Source organism: Microbacterium sp. JZ101, from assembly GCF_053903175.1.
The window spans coordinates 867481-883854 of record NZ_CP096400.1 but is presented as its reverse complement, the minus strand read 5'-3'; the positions used below and the strand labels follow the sequence as shown (position 1 = coordinate 883854).

Here is a 16374-nt window from a genome sequence, read left to right as displayed (position 1 = left end):
CCGACGATTCGGCGGCCGCGGCCATCCGCCCAGAGAGCGCGCAGAGCGCGCGCGGCAAGCGCCCCCGGCAAGCCGCGCGCGTCAAGTCGCGCCGGCGGATGCCCCCGGCAGGCCCGCGCGCCGGGAGCGGCCGCGCGTCAGAGCGCGAGCCGCTCCCGGACGACGTCGGCGATCGCGTCGGCGTGCCGCTGGGCCGAGGCGCCGTCGGCGGCCTCGACCATCACGCGGACGAGCGACTCCGTACCCGATGCGCGCAGGAGCACGCGGCCGGTGTCGCCGAGCTCGGCCTCGACCGTGCGGACGACGTCCTGCACGACCTCGTCGTCGACGCGCGTCTTGTCGACGCCCTTCACGTTGACGAGCACCTGCGGGTAGACCGTCATGATCGACGCGAGCTCGGCCAGGCTCTTGCCCTGACGTGCCATCTCGGCCACGATGTGCAGGCCCGTGAGCACGCCATCGCCCGTCGTCGCGAAGTCGCTCATGATGACGTGGCCCGACTGCTCGCCGCCGAGGGAGTATCCGCCGGCGTTCATCTCCTCGAGCACATAGCGGTCGCCGACGGCGGTCGTCTTGACTGTGATCCCCCGCTCGCGCATCGCGACGTGCAGGCCGAGGTTGCTCATCACGGTCGCGACGAGCGTGTCCTGCGCGAGCATGCCGCGCTCCTGCATCGAGGCGGCGAGGATGGCCATGATCTGGTCTCCGTCGACGGGCGTGCCGTCGGCGGTCACGGCGAGGCAGCGGTCGGCGTCGCCGTCGTGCGCGATGCCGACGTCGGCACCGTGCGCGACGACGGCCTCGGCGAGCTTGTCGATGTGCGTCGATCCGACGCCGTCGTTGATGTTGAGCCCGTCGGGGTCGGCGCCGATGACGGTGACCTGGGCGCCTGCGTCGCGGAACACCTCGGGCGAGACGCCGGCGGCCGCGCCGTGGGCGCAGTCGAGCACGACGTGGATGCCGTCGAGGCGCGCGGGAAGAGAGCCGAGCAGGTGCAGGAGGTAGCGGTCCTCGGCGTCGGAGAAGCGCCGGATGCGGCCGACCTCGCCGCCGGTCGGCAGCAGCTTGTCGCGCGTGAGGTAGCTCTCGATCCGCTGCTCGACGACGTCGGGCAGCTTCACGCCGCCGCGCGCGAAGATCTTGATGCCGTTGTCGGGCGCGGGGTTGTGCGATGCCGAGACCATGACGCCGAAGTCGGCGTCGCGATCGGCGATGAGGAAGGCGAGCGCGGGCGTCGGGATGACGCCGGCGTCGTAGACGTCGACGCCCGATGCCGCGAGACCCGCCGCGACGGCGGCGCTGAGGAACTCGCCCGAGATGCGGGGGTCGCGGCCGATGACGGCCGTGGTGCGCTTGCCCGCGGCGCGGCGCGCCTCCGCGGAACGCCCCTGGCCCAGGACGACCGCGGTCGCCTGGGCCAGGGAGAGAGCCAGGTCGGCGGTGAGGGTGCCGTTGGCAAGCCCTCGCACGCCGTCCGTGCCGAAAAGCGGCATGGAGTGTGTCTGCCTCAGCGCTTCGAGAACTGCGAAGCCTTGCGGGCCTTCTTGAGACCGGCCTTCTTGCGCTCGATGACGCGAGCGTCGCGCGTGAGGAAGCCGGCCTTCTTGAGGGTCGGGCGGTTGTTCTCGCGGTCGACCTCGTTGAGGGCACGGGCGATCGCGAGGCGCAGCGCGCCGGCCTGGCCCGAGGGGCCGCCGCCGTTGATGCGGGCGATCACGTCGTAGGCGCCGTTGAGGTTGAGCACCGTGAAGGGGTCCGTGATGAGCTGCTGGTGCAGCTTGTTCGGGAAGTAGTCCTCGAGGGTGCGGCCGTTGACCGTGAAGGAGCCCGAGCCGGGGATGATGCGCACGCGGGCGATGGCCTGCTTGCGACGGCCCACGGCAGCACCGGGGACGCTCACGACGGGGCGCTCGGCCACGACGACGTCGTTCGCCGGCGTCTCGGTCGAGTAGTTCTGGATGTCGTTTTCGATTTCGTTCGCCACGATGAAGTCCTTAAACGCCGCTTACTGGGCGACCTGGTCGAGGGTGTACGTCTTGGGCTGCTGAGCGGCGTGCGGGTGCTCGGCACCGGCGTACACCTTCAGCTTGGCGAGCTGCTCGCGACCAAGGGTGTTCTTGGGGAGCATGCCGCGGACTGCCTTCTCGACAGCGCGAACCGGGTTCTTCTCGAGGAGCTCGGCGTAGGTGACCGACTTGAGGCCGCCCGGGAAGCCCGAGTGACGGTAGGCCTTCTTCTGCTGGAGCTTCTGACCGGTGAGCGCGACCTTGTCGGCGTTCACGATGATGACGAAGTCGCCCATGTCCATGTGGGGAGCGAAGGTCGCCTTGTGCTTGCCGCGGAGGAGGGCGGCGGCGTGCGAGGCCAGGCGGCCGAGAACGACGTCGGTGGCGTCGATCACGAGCCACTCGCGCTGGGCTTCACCGGCCTTCGGGCTGTAAGTGCGCGTCACAGTAGTGCTGCTTTCTGTTCGAACGGAGACGTTCGTGAATCCCGCTCCGGGCGGTTTGACCGGTCGATGCCGGCCATCACCTGCGGTGGAGGGCTCACGTTCGCGGCGCCCGAGACGGGCACCAAAGAGCAATCCTAACCGATGAGGGTGCGGATGGCCAAAAGCGGTCGTCAGCGATAGCTCGCGCTGACGAGGATGGGCAGGTGATCGCTCGCGCCCTGCGGCAGCGTCGTGATGTCGTCGATCGTCAGCCCGGCGGACGTCGCGAAGTCGTAGTGCCCCCGGAAGAACCGATACCGCGTGTAGGTGCGGGCGTCGCTCAGGGTCAGGTCGTAGCCGTGGCCCTTGATCCGCTCGTGCAGCCGCTCCTTGAAGACGGGGTAGTTGTAGTCGCCAACCATGAGCGTCGGGAGGCCCGGACCAAGGCGCTGGAGCGCACCCAGCGCCGAGCGGATCTGGTGACGCCGGAGCGAGTTGAGTGCGGTGAGCGGAGCCGCATGGAACGACGCGAAGATCACCTCACGCCCGGCGTCGATGTCGAACATCCGCGCTCCGAGGAGTCGCTCGTGGGCGGGCTTCAGGAGGATGTCGTGCAGCGAGCGCTTGAGCGAGAGCACGACGACGTCCTCGAGGCGGAACATGTTCTCGCGGTAGTAGAGCGCGAGGCCGAGCCGGTTCCGCTCGGTCGCCTTCGCGAGTCGGAGGCCCGCGACGTGCTCGGGGAGGTCGGTCGTGTCGGCCTCCTGCAGGCAGAGGACGTTCGCCTCCCACCGATCGACCAGGTGCTCGAGCTCCGCGGCCGCGGCGTGCTTGCGGAGGTTGTACGAGATGACTCTCATGCCGCCCACGGTATGCCCGCCGAACGTGCGGATGCTATGGGTTGCGCGCGCGTGTCCTGGACGCGAGCCGGCCGCCATCCGCTCGGCCGCCATCCGCTCGCGCGTCAGCCGCCGACCTCGTCGGCGTCGCGCCGGTTGCGCGTCTGCTCCGCCCGCTGCGCGAGCTGGTCGTCGGCCGGATAGCCGACCTCGGTGAGCGTGAGGCCGCGCGCGGCGAGCACCTTGAACTCGTTCGTGCGCTCGAGTCCGTCGCGGATGATGCGGAGGTGCTCGGCGGTGAGCTTGCCCTCCCCCACAGCGACGCACGCGCCGACGAGCGCGCGCACCATCGAGTGGCAGAACGCGTCGGCGCGGACGTTCGCGACGAGCACGCCGTCGTCGTCACGACGCCAGTCGAACTCGAGGAGCGTGCGGATGGTCGTGGCCTCGGGTCGCGGCTTGCAGTACGCGGCGAAGTCCCAGAGTCCGACGAGTCCGCGCGCGGCCTCGTCCATCGCGGCGACGTCGAGCTCCGCGCGGACGGTCGTCGTGCGGTGGCGCTCCATGGGGTCGTAGCCGACGACCTGGTCGGCGATGCGATACGCGTAGCGGCGCCACGTCGCGGAGAAGCGCGCGTCGAATCCCTCGGGCGCGGTCGACACGCGGTTCACGGCGACATCGGAGTACTGGCCGAGCACGCCCATGAGGCGACGCGCGACCGGCTCCATCGGGTCGTCGACCTCGGGGGCGTTGCGTCGACGCTGCGTCATCCGCTCCCACTGGACGTCGTCGATGTCGGCGTGCGCGACCTGCCCGGTCGCGTGCACGCCGGCGTCGGTGCGCCCTGCGACCACGAGCTGCACGGGCGAGCTCGCGATCCGCGTGAGCGCCGCCTCGAGCGTGCCCTGGATGGTGCGGAGCCCCGGCTGCCGGGCCCATCCTCGGAAGTTCGTGCCGTCGTACGCGATGTCGAGCCGGATGCGCCGCATCGGTTCAGGATATCGGGGCGCGGCGGGCGCTCTTTCGCGGCCGGGAGCCGGCGACGTCCTTCCAGGGCCGCGGCACCGCCAGGGACACGCACCACCCGGCCGCCCCACCGGCCCGGTCCGCCGCCCAGGTCGCGAAAACCGTCCCAGAAACCGCCGATACGGACGACAACCGCGACCCGAACAGATGGCGCCTCGCCCAGGTCGCGAAAACCGTCCCAGAAACCGCCAATAGGGACGACAACTGCGACCCGAACGGACCGGCGCCTAGCCGACGAGCTGCGGCAGCGCCGCGAGCACCGCCTTCGCCGACCGCTCCGCGGCGTCATCGACGTGCGTGAGGAACTCGGTGCCGTCGGGGGCGCAGAGGTCGCTGATCGCACGCACCGACACGAAGCGGACGCCGTGGTTGAAGGCCGTCTGCGCGATGGCCGCGGTCTCCATGTCCACGACGTGGATGCCCGGGAAGACCTCGCGGAGACGATGGGCGATCTCGACCGTGACGAACTTCTCCCCCGAGCCGATGCCGCCGCCGCGCACGCGCACGCCGTCCGGCGCAGATGCGGTGAGAGCGGCGACGGCGAGCGGGTCAGGCGCGTAGCTCGCGGGCATCCCCGGGACCTGGCCCGCCTCGTAGCCGAATGCACGGGCATCCGCTTCGACGTTGACGTAGTCCATCCCGACGAACACGTCCCCGACCTCGACGTCGGCGGCGAGGCCACCGGCCGACCCGGCCGAGACGAGGAGCACGTCGTCGCCGTACCGATGCAGGGCGCCGACCGCGGCATCCGCCGCGTTGACCATGCCGATGCCCGAGCGCACGAGCACGAACGTGCGGCCGTCGACGACGACGCCGCGGTGCTCGGCGCGCGCGATGCGGACCGGCTCGCTCACCTCGCTGGCCGCGTCGAGGAAGGGCTGTGCCTCCTCGTCCATCGCGACCTGGACGACGACGGTCGTCATGCGCTCGCGCCCGGCGCGAAGACGGTCGCCCACGCGTCGCGCTGCGCGAGGAAGTCGCGGACGGCGCTCTGGGCGCCCTCGAGGGTGTGGTTCGCGCCCCATCCGCACTGCGTCTCGTTCGCGGCGGGCACCTCGGTCGCCTCGAGGATGTCTCGGAGGGTCGCCTCGACGAGCGCGAGGACCTCCTCGTACGCGGGCTCGCCCTGAAGGATGAGGTAGAAGCCGGTCTGGCACCCCATCGGCGAGAAGTCGATCACGCGATCCGAGTGATTGCGGCTCTTCTCGGCGAAGAGGTGCTCGATCGAGTGGATGGTCGGCATCTCGAGATGCGCGACGTTCGGCTGCGCGAAGCGGACGTCGTACTTCACGATGACGTCGCCCGCCGGCAGCTGCTTGCGGTCGGCGAGGCGCACGTACGGCGCGGACACGATGCGGTGGTCGAGGTTGAACGACTCGACGTTCATGCGGGGCGCTTCAGTCACCCTCCGAGCCTACGCGCACCGGCCCGGGCCATCCCCCGCCCGAGCACAGCGAAGCGCCCCGCACCATCCGGTGCGGGGCGCTGCGCGGGCACGAAGTGCTTACTTCGACTCGGCCTCGGGAGCGTCGGCCTCCTCGGCCGCCTCCTCGTCCGATGCCTCGTTGTCGACGAGAGCCTCGCCGGCGGTGTCCTCCGCGGCGACGCCGGCCTCTTCGACCTCGGCGGGCTCGGCGGCCTCGTCCTCGTTCGCGTTGGCGACGGGAGCGGCGGGCTCAGCCGGCGCGGCGGGCTTCGACGCGGATGTCTTCGCCTTCGGCGTGACGGGCTCGAGGACGAGCTCGATCACGGCCATGGGAGCGTTGTCGCCCTTGCGGTTGCCGACCTTGGTGATGCGCGTGTAGCCACCCTCGCGGTCCGCGACGAGCGGAGCGATCTCGTTGAACAGGACGTGCACGACTTCCTTGTCACCGATCACGGAGAGCACGGTGCGGCGCGCGTGGAGGTCGCCGCGCTTGGCCTTGGTGATGAGGCGCTCAGCCAGGGGGCGGAGGCGCTTCGCCTTCGTCTCCGTGGTCTTGATCGACTTGTGGGTGAACAGAGCCGCTGCGAGGTTCGCGAGAAGCAGGCGCTCGTGGGCCGGGCCGCCGCCGAGGCGGGCACCCTTCGTGGGCTTGGGCATTTCTTGTTACTCCAGTATCAGGACAGGAAGTCGGGTCAGAGGGACTCTTCGTCGTAGCCGCTGTAGAAGCCGGTGCCGTCGAAGCCGGGCACCGAGTCCTTCAGCGACAGACCGAGCGAGACGAGCTTGTCGCGCACCTCGTCGACCGACTTCTGACCGAAGTTGCGGATGTTCATGAGCTGCGTCTCCGAGAGGGCGACGAGCTCGCTGACCGTGTTGATCCCCTCGCGCTTGAGGCAGTTGTACGAGCGGACCGACAGGTCGAGGTCCTCGATGGGCATCGACAGCTCGTTCGAGAGGACGGTCTCGACCGGCGCGGGGCCGATCTCGATGCCCTCGGCCTCGACGTTCAGCTCGCGAGCGAGGCCGAACAGCTCGACCAGCGTGCGGCCGGCCGACGCGACGGCGTCGCGGGGCGCGATCGACGCCTTCGTCTCGACGTCCAGGATCAGCTTGTCGAAGTCGGTGCGCTCACCGGCACGGGTGGCGTCGACGCGGTAGCTGACCTTGTAGACGGGCGAGTAGATCGAGTCGACGGGGATCTGACCCGCCTCTGCGTACTCGTTGCGGTTCTGCGTCGCCGACACGTAGCCGCGGCCGCGCTCGATCGTGAGCTCGAGCTCGAACTTCGCGTCCGAGTTGAGCGTCGCGATGACGAGCTCGGGGTTGTGGACCTCGACGCCGGCCGGGGCCGAGATGTCTGCGGCCGTGACCTCGCCGGCACCCGTCTTGCGCAGGTACGCGGTGATGGGCTCGTCGCGCTCGCTCGAGACGACCAGCTGCTTGATGTTGAGGATGATCTCGGTGACATCCTCCTTCACGCCGGGGATCGTGCTGAACTCGTGCAGCACGCCGTCGATGCGGATGCTCGTGACAGCCGCGCCGGGGATCGACGAGAGGAGGCTGCGACGGAGCGCGTTGCCGATCGTGTAGCCGAAGCCGGGCTCCAGGGGCTCGATGACGAACCGGCTGCGGAACTCGGAGATCTTCTCCTCGGTGAGGGTCGGACGCTGTGCGATGAGCACTATGTGTTCCTTTCGATCAAGTGCCCGCTATATGACACTTGCGATGATGAGAGGTCTTGAGTTGTACTCGGGACCCAGCTCGCGCCGGGCGTTGAACGGCGAATGCGCCGGGGTGCTCGAACGAGCACCCCGGCGAAGACGTTCTCAGACGCGGCGACGCTTCGGCGGACGGCAGCCGTTGTGAGCCTGCGGCGTCACGTCCTGGATCGAGCCGACCTCAAGGCCGGCGGCCTGGAGCGAGCGGATCGCGGTCTCGCGGCCCGAGCCCGGACCCTTCACGAACACGTCGACCTTCTTGACGCCGTGCTCCTGCGCCTGACGCGCAGCCGACTCGGCGGCGAGGCCGGCGGCGAACGGCGTCGACTTGCGCGAGCCCTTGAAGCCCACGCCACCCGACGAGGCCCAGCTGATCACGGCGCCGGACGGGTCGGTGATCGAGACGATCGTGTTGTTGAACGTCGACTTGATGTGGGCCTGGCCCAGCGCGATGTTCTTCTTCTCCTTGCGGCGCGGCTTGCGCGCGGCAGTCTTCGGTGCAGCCATGGTTTTCTCCTAAACCTATCCGCGCGCCTTAGCGGGCCTTCTTCTTACCGGCGACGGTGCGCTTGGGACCCTTGCGCGTACGCGCGTTGGTCTTCGTGCGCTGACCGCGGACCGGGAGACCACGACGGTGGCGGAGACCCTCGTAGGAGCCGATCTCGACCTTGCGGCGGATGTCGGCGGCGACCTCGCGGCGGAGGTCACCCTCAACCTTGTAGTTGCCCTCGATGTAGTCGCGCAGCGCGACGAGCTGGTCGTCGGAGAGGTCCTTCACGCGGATGTCGGGGCTGACACCGGTGGCGGCGAGGATCTCGTTCGAGCGGGTACGGCCAACGCCGTAGATGTACGTGAGTGCGATCACCACGCGCTTGTCGCGCGGGATGTCGACGCCGGCAAGACGTGCCATGCGGTTCTCCTGATGATTGTGGAGGTGTGGAGCAGGATCGGTGCCCGGGCCTCCGCCCCGAGGTGTCCCCCGCCGAGCGGGTTCTGATCCTGCCTGAATTCAGTTGTGGGTCTTCGAGAGGAGCTCAGCCCTGGCGCTGCTTGTGGCGCGGGTTGCTCTTGCAGATGACCATGACGCGGCCGTGACGGCGGATCACCTTGCAGTGGTCGCAGATCGGCTTGACGCTGGGGTTGACCTTCATGATGCTTCCTGTTCGCTGTCTTCGTACCGGCGTCGTCGCGCGCGACGGCCGCCGGTCGTTACTTCTCGACCGGTCAGCGGTAGCGGTAGACGATGCGGCCGCGCGTCAGGTCGTAGGGGCTCAGCTCCACGACCACACGGTCTTCGGGGATGATGCGGATGTAGTTCTGCCGCATCTTCCCGGAGATCGTTGCGAGCACCTTGTGCCCAGCGGGCTTGTCGAGCTCGACACGGAACATCGCGTTCGGCAGCGCCTCGACGATGGTCCCCTCGGACTCGATGACTCCGTCTTTCTTCGCCATATCCTCGCTCGCGTAGCTGCAGACCGGTCGGTCTGCGGTGGTTGGATGGTGATGCCGGGTTCGTCGAGACGACACGCCGAGATGAGGCGCAAGGCACCAAAGATCTATGTTAGGTCACGTCGGGCGTGTCGGCAACTCGGCGTGTCGCACCCGGCGCTCCCCTGCTACTTCGTGAGGAGCGGCTCGAGGTCGGTCTCGGGGCCCTGGAGCGTGAGCGAGACGACCTCGCCGTTGACGACGATCGTCGGCGTCGAGATGCCGGTGGCGCCCTCCGCGAGCGGCGTCTCGGGCGTGCGCTCGGCGACGTAGTCGGCGTACTCCTCGCCCTGGATGCACGACGCGGCGTCGCCCGCGCCGACCTGCGACGCGTACTCGACGAGCTGGTCGTTCGTGAGGCCCTCGGTCGACTCGGCCGGCTGCTTCTCGAAGAGGCGGTCGACGTAGGCGTAGAACGCGTCGGGGTTCGTCTCGGCGACGCAGTACGCGGCGCTCGCGGCGCGCGTGGAGTACTTCGTGCCCATCGACGCGTTGTCGAGGATCGAGATGGGGTGGATGACGAGCGTGACGTCGCCCGACTTCACCTTCTCGCTCACGTAGTCGCTGTAGCCCGCCCAGTAGTCCCCGCAGAAGGGGCACATGAAGTCGACGTACTCCTCGATGACGTTCGGCCCGTCGCCGAGGCTCACTCCCCCGGTCTCCTCGTTGACGACGCCCGCGGCGGGCGCCTCGGCGGGAGCGGTCGCGGCGTTGTTCATCGTCACGACGAGCGCGCCGACGCCGACGACGGCGACCACGACGACCAGCGAGATGATGATCGCGAACCAGTTCGTCTTCTTGCCAGGGGCTGCCATCATCACGTCAGTTCTTCTCCGGGGTGTCAGGCGATGGGGTGAGGGGTCACGCCGAACGCGGCGAGAGCAGCGGCTCCGCCGTCGGGCGCGGTGAGGACCCAGATGCCGTCATCATGCACGGCGACGCTGTGCTCCCAGTGGGAGCCGTCGCTGCCGTCGACGGTCGACACGGTCCAGTCGTCGTCCTCGACGAAGACCTCCTCCGATCCGGAGGTCATCATCGGCTCGATGCACACGGTGAGCCCGGGGCGCACATCCGCGCCGCGGTCGCTCGTGCGGTAGTTGAAGATCGAGGGCGCCTCGTGCATCTTGCGGCCGATGCCGTGGCCGACGTAGTCGCGCAGGATGCCGGCGGGCTGCCCGGTCCACGAGAGCGGGTTCGCCTCGATGTGGTCCTGGATGGCTGCGCCCACCTCGCCGAGGTGCGCCGCGGAGGCGAGGGCGGCGATCCCCGCCCACATCGAGCCCTCGGTCACGCGAGAGAGCTCCTCGCGGCGCGCGACGACATCCGCATCTCCCCCGGGCACGACGATCGTGATGGCGGAGTCGCCGTTCCATCCGTCCTTCGTCTCGGCGCCGCTGTCGATCGACACGATGTCGCCGGGCTCGAGCACGCGCTCACCCGGGATCCCGTGGACGACCTGCTCGTTGACCGAGATGCACGTCGTGTGGCGGTACCCGCGGACGAGCTGGAAGTTCGAGCGCGCACCGCGCTCGACGATGACGCGGTGGGCGGCGGCGTCGAGCTCGGCGGTCGTGATGCCCGGGCGGATGATCCGGCGCACCTCCTCGAGGGAGGCGGCCGTGATCAGTCCGGGCTCGATCATCGCCCGCAGCTGCGCGGCGTTCTTGTAGGGCGAGCGGCGGAACACGCTCAGGCAGCCACGCGCACGAGGCCGCGGGCCTCGAGGGCGGCGAAGATGCGCGCCGTGATCTCGTCGAGCGTGCCGACGCCGTCGATGCGGTCGACGATGCCGCGCTCGGCGTACACGTCGACGATGGGCGCGGTCTCCGACTCGTAGATGTCGAGGCGCTTCGCGATCGCCTCCTCCGTGTCGTCGCTGCGGCCCTGCTCCTCGGCGCGCTTCGCGATGCGCGCGATGGACTCGTCGCGCGGGACGTCGAGGAGGATCACGGCGTCGAGGCTCTCGCCGCGCTCCGCGAGGAACGCGTCGAGGTGGCCGACCTGCGTCGTGTTGCGCGGGTAGCCGTCGAGCAGGAAGCCGCCCTGGGCGTCGTCCTGCGAGAGGCGGTCGCGCACGATCTCGCTCGTGACCTCGTCGGGCACGAGGTCGCCGGCGTCGGTGATCGCCTTGACCTTGAGGCCGAGCTCGGTGCCCTGCTTGATGTTGGCGCGGAAGATGTCGCCGGTCGACACCACGGGGATGCCGAACGCCTCGGCGACGAGCACGCCCTGCGTGCCCTTGCCGGAGCCCTGGGGGCCGACGATGAGGAGACGGGCTGTCATCGGAGGAGTCCTTCGTAGTGGCGCTGCTGGAGCTGCGCGTCGATCTGCTTCACGGTCTCGAGTCCCACACCGACGATGATGAGGATCGACGCGCCCCCGAACGGGAAGTTCTGGTTGGCGCCGACCGTCGCGAGGGCGATGAGCGGGATGAGAGCGATGAGGCCGAGGTACAGCGAGCCCGGGAGCGTGATGCGCGTGAGCACGTAGTCGAGGTACTCGGCGGTGGGGCGGCCGGCCCGGATCCCGGGGATGAAGCCGCCGTACTTCTTCATGTTGTCGGCGACCTCGACGGGGTTGAACGTGATCGCGACGTAGAAGTAGGTGAACCCGATGATGAGCAGGAAGTACACCAGCATGTACAGCGGGTGGTCGCCTGTCGTCAGGTAGCTGTTGATCCACGTGACCCAGCCGGGCAGGTTGCCCTCGGCGTCGGGCGTGGAGTTGAACTGCGCGACGAGCGACGGGATGTACAGCAGCGACGAGGCGAAGATGACCGGCACGACGCCCGCCATGTTGACCTTGATCGGGATGTACGTGTTCGTGCCGCCGTACGTGCGGCGTCCGACCATCCGCTTCGCGTACTGCACCGGGATGCGCCGCTGGGACTGCTCGACGAACACCACGGCCGCGACGACGACGATGCCGACCGCGAGCACGAGGAGGAAGATCTCGAAGCCGTTCGCCTGCCAGATGGCCCACATCGCGGCCGGGAAGGTCGCGGCGATCGACGTGAAGATGAGCAGCGACATGCCGTTGCCCACGCCGCGCTCGGTGACGAGCTCGGCGAACCACATGATGAGGCCGGTGCCGGCGGTCATCGTGATGATGACGAGCAGCTGCGCCCACCAGGCGTCGTTGGTCAGCACGTTCTCGCACTCGGGGACACCGGTGACCCCGAACAGCTGGCCGCTGCGCGCGACGGTGATGAGCGTGGTCGACTGCAGGAGCGCGAGCGCGATCGTCAGGTAGCGCGTGTACTGCGTGAGCTTGGCCTGGCCCGCCTGGCCCTCCTTGTAGAGGGTCTCGAAGTGCGGGATGACCACGCGCAGCAGCTGCGTGATGATCGTCGCGGTGATGTAGGGCATGACGCCCAGCGCGAAGATCGACAGCTGCAGGAGCGCGCCACCGGAGAAGAGGTTGACGAGGGAGAGCAGGCCCTGCGTGCCCGACGTCTGATCGATGCAGCTCTGCACGTTCGGGAAGTTGACGAACGGTGCGGGGATGTGCGCGCCGAAGCGGTACACGGCGATGATCCCGAGCGTGAAGCCGATCTTCCGCCGCAGATCGGGCGTGCGGATGATCCGCGCGATAGCGCTGAACAAGGAAGAGCCTCCCAGTGGAATGGAGTGGTGGGCCGCGAAGAGAAGGCGCACCGATGTCCAGAGTAACGGAAAGGGCCGGAGGCTCTCGCCTCCGGCCCTTTCGCGGGGTGTTACTTGATGCTGCCGCCGGCGGCGACGATCTTCTGCTCAGCCGAGCCGGAGACCTTGTCCACCGACACGTTGAGCGCGACCGAGATGTCGCCGTTGCCCAGGAGCTTGACCTTCTCGTTCTTGCGAACGGCGCCCTTGGCGACGAGGTCGGCGACGGTCACGTCGCCACCCTGGGGGTAGAGCTCCGCGAGCTTGTCCAGGTTCACGACCTGGTACTCGACGCGGAACGGGTTCTTGAAGCCGCGGAGCTTCGGGGTGCGCATGTGCAGCGGCATCTGCCCACCCTCGAAGCCGACGCGCACGGTGTTGCGGGCCTTCGTGCCCTTGGTGCCACGACCGGCCGTCTTGCCCTTCGAGCCCTCACCACGGCCCTTGCGGGTCTTCGCGGTGTTGGCGCCCGGGACGGGACGGAGGTGGTGGGCCTTCAGCACGCCGGGGCGCTGCTCGTTGGTCTCAGCCATCAGTCGATCTCCTCAACGTTCACGAGGTGAGCGACGGTGCGGACGTAGCCGCGCGTCTGAGCGTCGTCGGGACGGACGACCGAGTCGCCGATCCGCTTGAGGCCGAGGCTGCGCAGCGTGTCGCGCTGGTTCTGCTTCTCGCTCACCTTGGACTTGATCTGGGTCACCTTGAGACGCGCAGCCATCACGCACCTGCCTTTGCGGTAGCGGCGGCCTCGGCCTCCGCGCGCACGAGACGAGCCGGAGCCACCTGGTCGAAGTCGAGACCGCGACGCGCGGCGACCGCACGGGGCTCCTCGAGCTGCTTCAGCGCCTCGACGGTCGCGTGCACGATGTTGATCGTGTTCGACGAGCCGAGCGACTTCGAGAGCACGTCGTGGATGCCCGCGCACTCGAGGACGGCGCGGACGGGGCCGCCCGCGATGACACCGGTACCGGCAGCGGCCGGACGGAGGAGGACGACGCCGGCGGCCGCCTCACCCTGCACGGGGTGCGGGATGGTGCTGCCGACGCGGGGCACGCGGAAGAAGTTGCGCTTCGCGTCCTCGACGCCCTTCGAGATGGCCAGGGGCACCTCGCGGGCCTTGCCGTAGCCGACGCCGACCACACCGCTGCCGTCGCCGACGACGACGAGCGCGGTGAAGCTGAAGCGACGACCGCCCTTGACGACCTTCGACACGCGGTTGATCGTGACGACGCGCTCGAGGAACTGGCTGTCGTTGCCGCGGCTGTTGCGGTCACGGCTGTTGCCGCGCTGCTCGCGACCGCCGCGGCGAGGCTCGCGCTCGCGGCGCTCCTCGGTCTGCTCGGGCGCTGCCTGAGCAGCGGCTTCGGTGGTCACTTCGGTCTCCTTGTTCTCACTCACAGGTTCAGGCCTCCCTCACGGGCGCCATCCGCGATCGCGGCGACACGACCGGCGTAGCGGTTGCCTCCACGGTCGAACACGACGTCGTTGATGCCGGCGGCCTTCGCGCGCTCGGCGACGAGCTCGCCGACCTTGCGGGCCTTGGCGGTCTTGTCACCCTCGAACGAACGGAGGTCGGTCTCGAGCGTCGACGCGCTGAAGAGCGTGATGCCCTTGCTGTCGTCGACGAGCTGCACGAACACGTGGCGCGCAGAGCGGTTGACGACGAGACGGGGGCGCGCCTCGGTGCCCACGACCTTCTTGCGAAGGCGAGTGTGGCGACGCGAGCGCGCGACGGACTTCGACTTCACAGCCATGATTACTTACCAGCCTTTCCGGCCTTGCGACGCACGACCTCGCCGGCGTAGCGCACACCCTTGCCCTTGTACGGCTCGGGCTTGCGGATCTTGCGGATGTTGGCAGCCACCTCGCCGACGGCCTGCTTGTCGATGCCGCTGACGGTGAGCTTGTTGTTGCCCTCGACCGTGAACGTGATGCCGGCCGGCGGCTCGACGACGACCGGGTGCGAGAAGCCGAGAGCGAACTCGACGGACGAGCCCTTCTGGGCGACGCGGTAACCCGTGCCGACGACCTCGAGGCCCTTGGTGTAGCCCTGGGTCACGCCGATGATGTTGTTGGAGATGAGGGTGCGGGTGAGGCCGTGCAGGGCACGCGACTCACGCTCGTCGTCGGGGCGGGTGACGAGAACCTGGTTCTCCTCGACCTTGACCTCGATGGGCTTCGCGACCTCGAGGGCGAGCTCGCCCTTAGGGCCCTTGACCGCAACCTGCGACCCGTCGACCGTCACGGTGACGCCGGCGGGGATGTCGATGGGAAGACGTCCGATACGCGACATGGTTCGATCACCACACGTAGGCGAGAACTTCTCCGCCCACGCCCTTCTGCTCGGCCTGGCGGTCGGTGAGGAGACCGCTGGAGGTGGACAGGATGGCGACGCCGAGTCCGCCGAGCACGCGCGGGAGCTCGGTCGACTTCGCGTACACGCGGAGACCGGGCTTCGAGACGCGCTTGATGCCCGCAATGGAGCGCTCGCGGTTCGGGCCGTACTTGAGGGTCAGCGTGAGGGTCTTGCCGACGCGCGCGTCGGTCTCCTCCCACGCCGAGATGTAGCCCTCCTGCTTGAGGATGTCGGCGATGTGCGTCTTCAGCTTGCTCGACGGCAGCGACACGGAGTCGTGGTGCGCCGAGTTCGCGTTGCGCAGACGGGTCAGCATGTCTGCGACCGGGTCTGTCATTGTCATATGACGATTCCTTTGTTCATGAGGTTTCGGCTGCCGTTACACGACAGACGACCTTCGATGACCTGCGATGTTCGATTGTGTGCCTTCACACGAGACGCCCCCGCGGCGCGGCCGCGGGGGCGAAACGCATGAAGCAAACGCCCTAGTGTATCAGGCCTGCTCGTTCTTGCCCACGAAGGGGAATCCCAGGTGGCGCAGGAACGCGCGACCCTCGTCATCCGTCTTCGCGGTCGTCACGATGGTGATGTCGAAGCCGCGGACGCGGTCGATCTTGTCCTGGTCGATCTCGTGGAAGATCGACTGCTCCGTGACACCGAAGGTGTAGTTCCCGTTGCCGTCGAACTGCTTCGGCGACAGGCCGCGGAAGTCGCGGATGCGGGGCAGGGCGAGCGAGATGAGACGGTCCAGGAACTCCCACGCGCGGTCACCGCGGAGGGTGACGTGCGCGCCGATGGCCTGGCCCTCGCGCAGCTTGAACTGAGCGATCGACTTCTTCGCCTTGGTGACGACAGGCTTCTGGCCGGTGATGGCGGTGAGGTCTGCGACCGCGCCCTCGATGACCTTGCTGTCGCGAGCGGCCTCGCCGACACCCGTGTTCACGACCACCTTGACGAGGCCGGGAACCTGCATCGGGTTCGCGTAGCCGAACTCGTCCTGCAGCTTCTGACGGATCTCGTCCCGGTAGACCTGCTTCATACGCGGCTGGATTTTGCCAGTCTGCGCAGCGGTATCCGTGCTCATTCTCAGATGTCCTTACCCGACTTCTTCGCGTAGCGCACGCGAACAGTCTTCTTGACGCCGTCCTTGACCTGCTCCTCGAGACGGAACCCGACGCGGGTCGGCTTCTTGGTCTCGGGGTCGACGAGCGCGACGTTGGACACGTGGATGGGGGCCTCGAGGGTCTCGATGCCGCCGGTCTTCGTGCCGCGCTGCGTCTGGCCGACGCGGTTGTGCTTCGTGATGTAGTTGACGCCCTCGACGACGACGCGGTTGCCGCCGTCCACGACCTCGAGCACCTTGCCCTGCTTGCCGCGGTCTCCACCGCGCTCGGGCTTGGCGCCGGAGATCACCTGGACGAGGTCGCCCTTCTTGATCTTCGCCAT

The 16374-nt window shown here is 68.6% G+C and carries 25 protein-coding genes; all 25 read right to left on the bottom strand.

Features of this window, described 5'->3' with window-relative positions; genetic code table 11:
- Nucleotides 1-137: 137 nt before the first annotated feature.
- Entirely contained in the window at nt 138-1493 is a 1356-nt protein-coding gene (gene glmM, locus M1D56_RS04015; protein ID WP_324012223.1) for a phosphoglucosamine mutase, read from the bottom strand.
- 14 nt (nt 1494-1507) lie between these two features.
- Entirely contained in the window at nt 1508-1972 is a 465-nt protein-coding gene (rpsI, locus tag M1D56_RS04010) for a 30S ribosomal protein S9 (RefSeq protein WP_374727767.1), read from the bottom strand.
- Nucleotides 1973-2005: 33 nt separating this feature from the next.
- A complete protein-coding gene (rplM, locus tag M1D56_RS04005; protein WP_271172358.1) occupies nt 2006-2452 on the bottom strand; it encodes a 50S ribosomal protein L13 in 447 nt (148 codons plus the stop codon).
- Between the two features lie 170 nt (nt 2453-2622).
- Entirely contained in the window at nt 2623-3291 is a 669-nt protein-coding gene (locus tag M1D56_RS04000; protein WP_271172359.1) for an endonuclease/exonuclease/phosphatase family protein, read from the bottom strand.
- Nucleotides 3292-3395: 104 nt separating this feature from the next.
- A complete protein-coding gene (locus tag M1D56_RS03995) occupies nt 3396-4259 on the bottom strand; it encodes a tRNA pseudouridine synthase A (RefSeq protein WP_456284757.1) in 864 nt (287 codons plus the stop codon).
- 264 nt (nt 4260-4523) lie between these two features.
- Complete coding sequence (mtnN, locus tag M1D56_RS03990; RefSeq protein ID WP_271172361.1) at nt 4524-5219, bottom strand: 5'-methylthioadenosine/S-adenosylhomocysteine nucleosidase; 696 nt, start codon at nt 5217-5219, stop codon at nt 4524-4526.
- Nucleotides 5216-5683 (bottom strand): S-ribosylhomocysteine lyase, encoded by a 468-nt coding sequence (locus tag M1D56_RS03985; protein ID WP_271172439.1) that lies wholly within the window; start codon nt 5681-5683, stop codon nt 5216-5218. The genes mtnN and M1D56_RS03985 overlap by 4 nt, the downstream gene beginning before the upstream one ends.
- Nucleotides 5684-5800: 117 nt before the next feature.
- Nucleotides 5801-6379: a 50S ribosomal protein L17 gene (gene rplQ, locus M1D56_RS03980; protein WP_456284756.1), complete on the bottom strand. Its 579-nt coding sequence runs from the start codon at nt 6377-6379 to the stop codon at nt 5801-5803.
- Nucleotides 6380-6414: 35 nt separating this feature from the next.
- The gene (locus M1D56_RS03975; protein ID WP_271172363.1) at nt 6415-7404 is read right to left on the bottom strand and encodes a DNA-directed RNA polymerase subunit alpha; all 990 of its coding nucleotides are present in this window, start codon (nt 7402-7404) and stop codon (nt 6415-6417) included.
- A 144-nt stretch (nt 7405-7548) separates the two neighbouring features.
- Nucleotides 7549-7947 carry a 30S ribosomal protein S11 gene (rpsK, locus tag M1D56_RS03970; protein ID WP_271172364.1) on the bottom strand — a complete coding sequence of 133 codons (399 nt, stop codon included), beginning with the start codon at nt 7945-7947 and terminating at the stop codon, nt 7549-7551.
- A gap of 28 nt (nt 7948-7975) precedes the next feature.
- Nucleotides 7976-8350, bottom strand: coding sequence for a 30S ribosomal protein S13 (gene rpsM / locus M1D56_RS03965; RefSeq protein ID WP_271172365.1), 375 nt, complete (start codon nt 8348-8350; stop codon nt 7976-7978).
- A gap of 124 nt (nt 8351-8474) precedes the next feature.
- Nucleotides 8475-8591, bottom strand: coding sequence for a 50S ribosomal protein L36 (gene rpmJ / locus M1D56_RS03960; RefSeq protein ID WP_005050492.1), 117 nt, complete (start codon nt 8589-8591; stop codon nt 8475-8477).
- A 73-nt stretch (nt 8592-8664) separates the two neighbouring features.
- The gene (gene infA / locus M1D56_RS03955) at nt 8665-8892 is read right to left on the bottom strand and encodes a translation initiation factor IF-1 (RefSeq protein WP_156242004.1); all 228 of its coding nucleotides are present in this window, start codon (nt 8890-8892) and stop codon (nt 8665-8667) included.
- 164 nt (nt 8893-9056) lie between these two features.
- Nucleotides 9057-9746, bottom strand: a complete 690-nt coding sequence (locus M1D56_RS03950; RefSeq protein ID WP_271172366.1) for a DsbA family protein — start codon at nt 9744-9746, stop codon at nt 9057-9059.
- A 23-nt stretch (nt 9747-9769) separates the two neighbouring features.
- A complete protein-coding gene (gene map, locus M1D56_RS03945) occupies nt 9770-10570 on the bottom strand; it encodes a type I methionyl aminopeptidase (protein ID WP_456285263.1) in 801 nt (266 codons plus the stop codon).
- Between the two features lie 47 nt (nt 10571-10617).
- The gene (locus tag M1D56_RS03940; RefSeq protein WP_456284755.1) at nt 10618-11211 is read right to left on the bottom strand and encodes an adenylate kinase; all 594 of its coding nucleotides are present in this window, start codon (nt 11209-11211) and stop codon (nt 10618-10620) included.
- Entirely contained in the window at nt 11208-12533 is a 1326-nt protein-coding gene (gene secY, locus M1D56_RS03935; protein ID WP_271172369.1) for a preprotein translocase subunit SecY, read from the bottom strand. Before secY ends, M1D56_RS03940 begins: the two co-directional genes overlap by 4 nt.
- Nucleotides 12534-12643: 110 nt before the next feature.
- Complete coding sequence (gene rplO, locus M1D56_RS03930) at nt 12644-13105, bottom strand: 50S ribosomal protein L15 (protein ID WP_271172370.1); 462 nt, start codon at nt 13103-13105, stop codon at nt 12644-12646.
- A complete protein-coding gene (gene rpmD / locus M1D56_RS03925; RefSeq protein ID WP_271172371.1) occupies nt 13105-13290 on the bottom strand; it encodes a 50S ribosomal protein L30 in 186 nt (61 codons plus the stop codon). The genes rplO and rpmD overlap by 1 nt, the downstream gene beginning before the upstream one ends.
- Entirely contained in the window at nt 13290-13970 is a 681-nt protein-coding gene (gene rpsE / locus M1D56_RS03920; protein ID WP_374727720.1) for a 30S ribosomal protein S5, read from the bottom strand. The genes rpmD and rpsE overlap by 1 nt, the downstream gene beginning before the upstream one ends.
- On the bottom strand, nt 13967-14326 hold the full coding sequence (rplR, locus tag M1D56_RS03915) for a 50S ribosomal protein L18 (protein WP_271172373.1): 360 nt from the start codon (nt 14324-14326) through the stop codon (nt 13967-13969). The genes rpsE and rplR overlap by 4 nt, the downstream gene beginning before the upstream one ends.
- Nucleotides 14327-14328: 2 nt before the next feature.
- Nucleotides 14329-14865, bottom strand: coding sequence for a 50S ribosomal protein L6 (gene rplF / locus M1D56_RS03910; RefSeq protein ID WP_271172374.1), 537 nt, complete (start codon nt 14863-14865; stop codon nt 14329-14331).
- 7 nt (nt 14866-14872) lie between these two features.
- Complete coding sequence (rpsH, locus tag M1D56_RS03905; protein ID WP_271172375.1) at nt 14873-15271, bottom strand: 30S ribosomal protein S8; 399 nt, start codon at nt 15269-15271, stop codon at nt 14873-14875.
- Nucleotides 15272-15421: 150 nt separating this feature from the next.
- A complete protein-coding gene (gene rplE, locus M1D56_RS03900; protein ID WP_271172376.1) occupies nt 15422-16012 on the bottom strand; it encodes a 50S ribosomal protein L5 in 591 nt (196 codons plus the stop codon).
- 2 nt (nt 16013-16014) lie between these two features.
- The gene (gene rplX, locus M1D56_RS03895; protein ID WP_271172377.1) at nt 16015-16374 is read right to left on the bottom strand and encodes a 50S ribosomal protein L24; all 360 of its coding nucleotides are present in this window, start codon (nt 16372-16374) and stop codon (nt 16015-16017) included.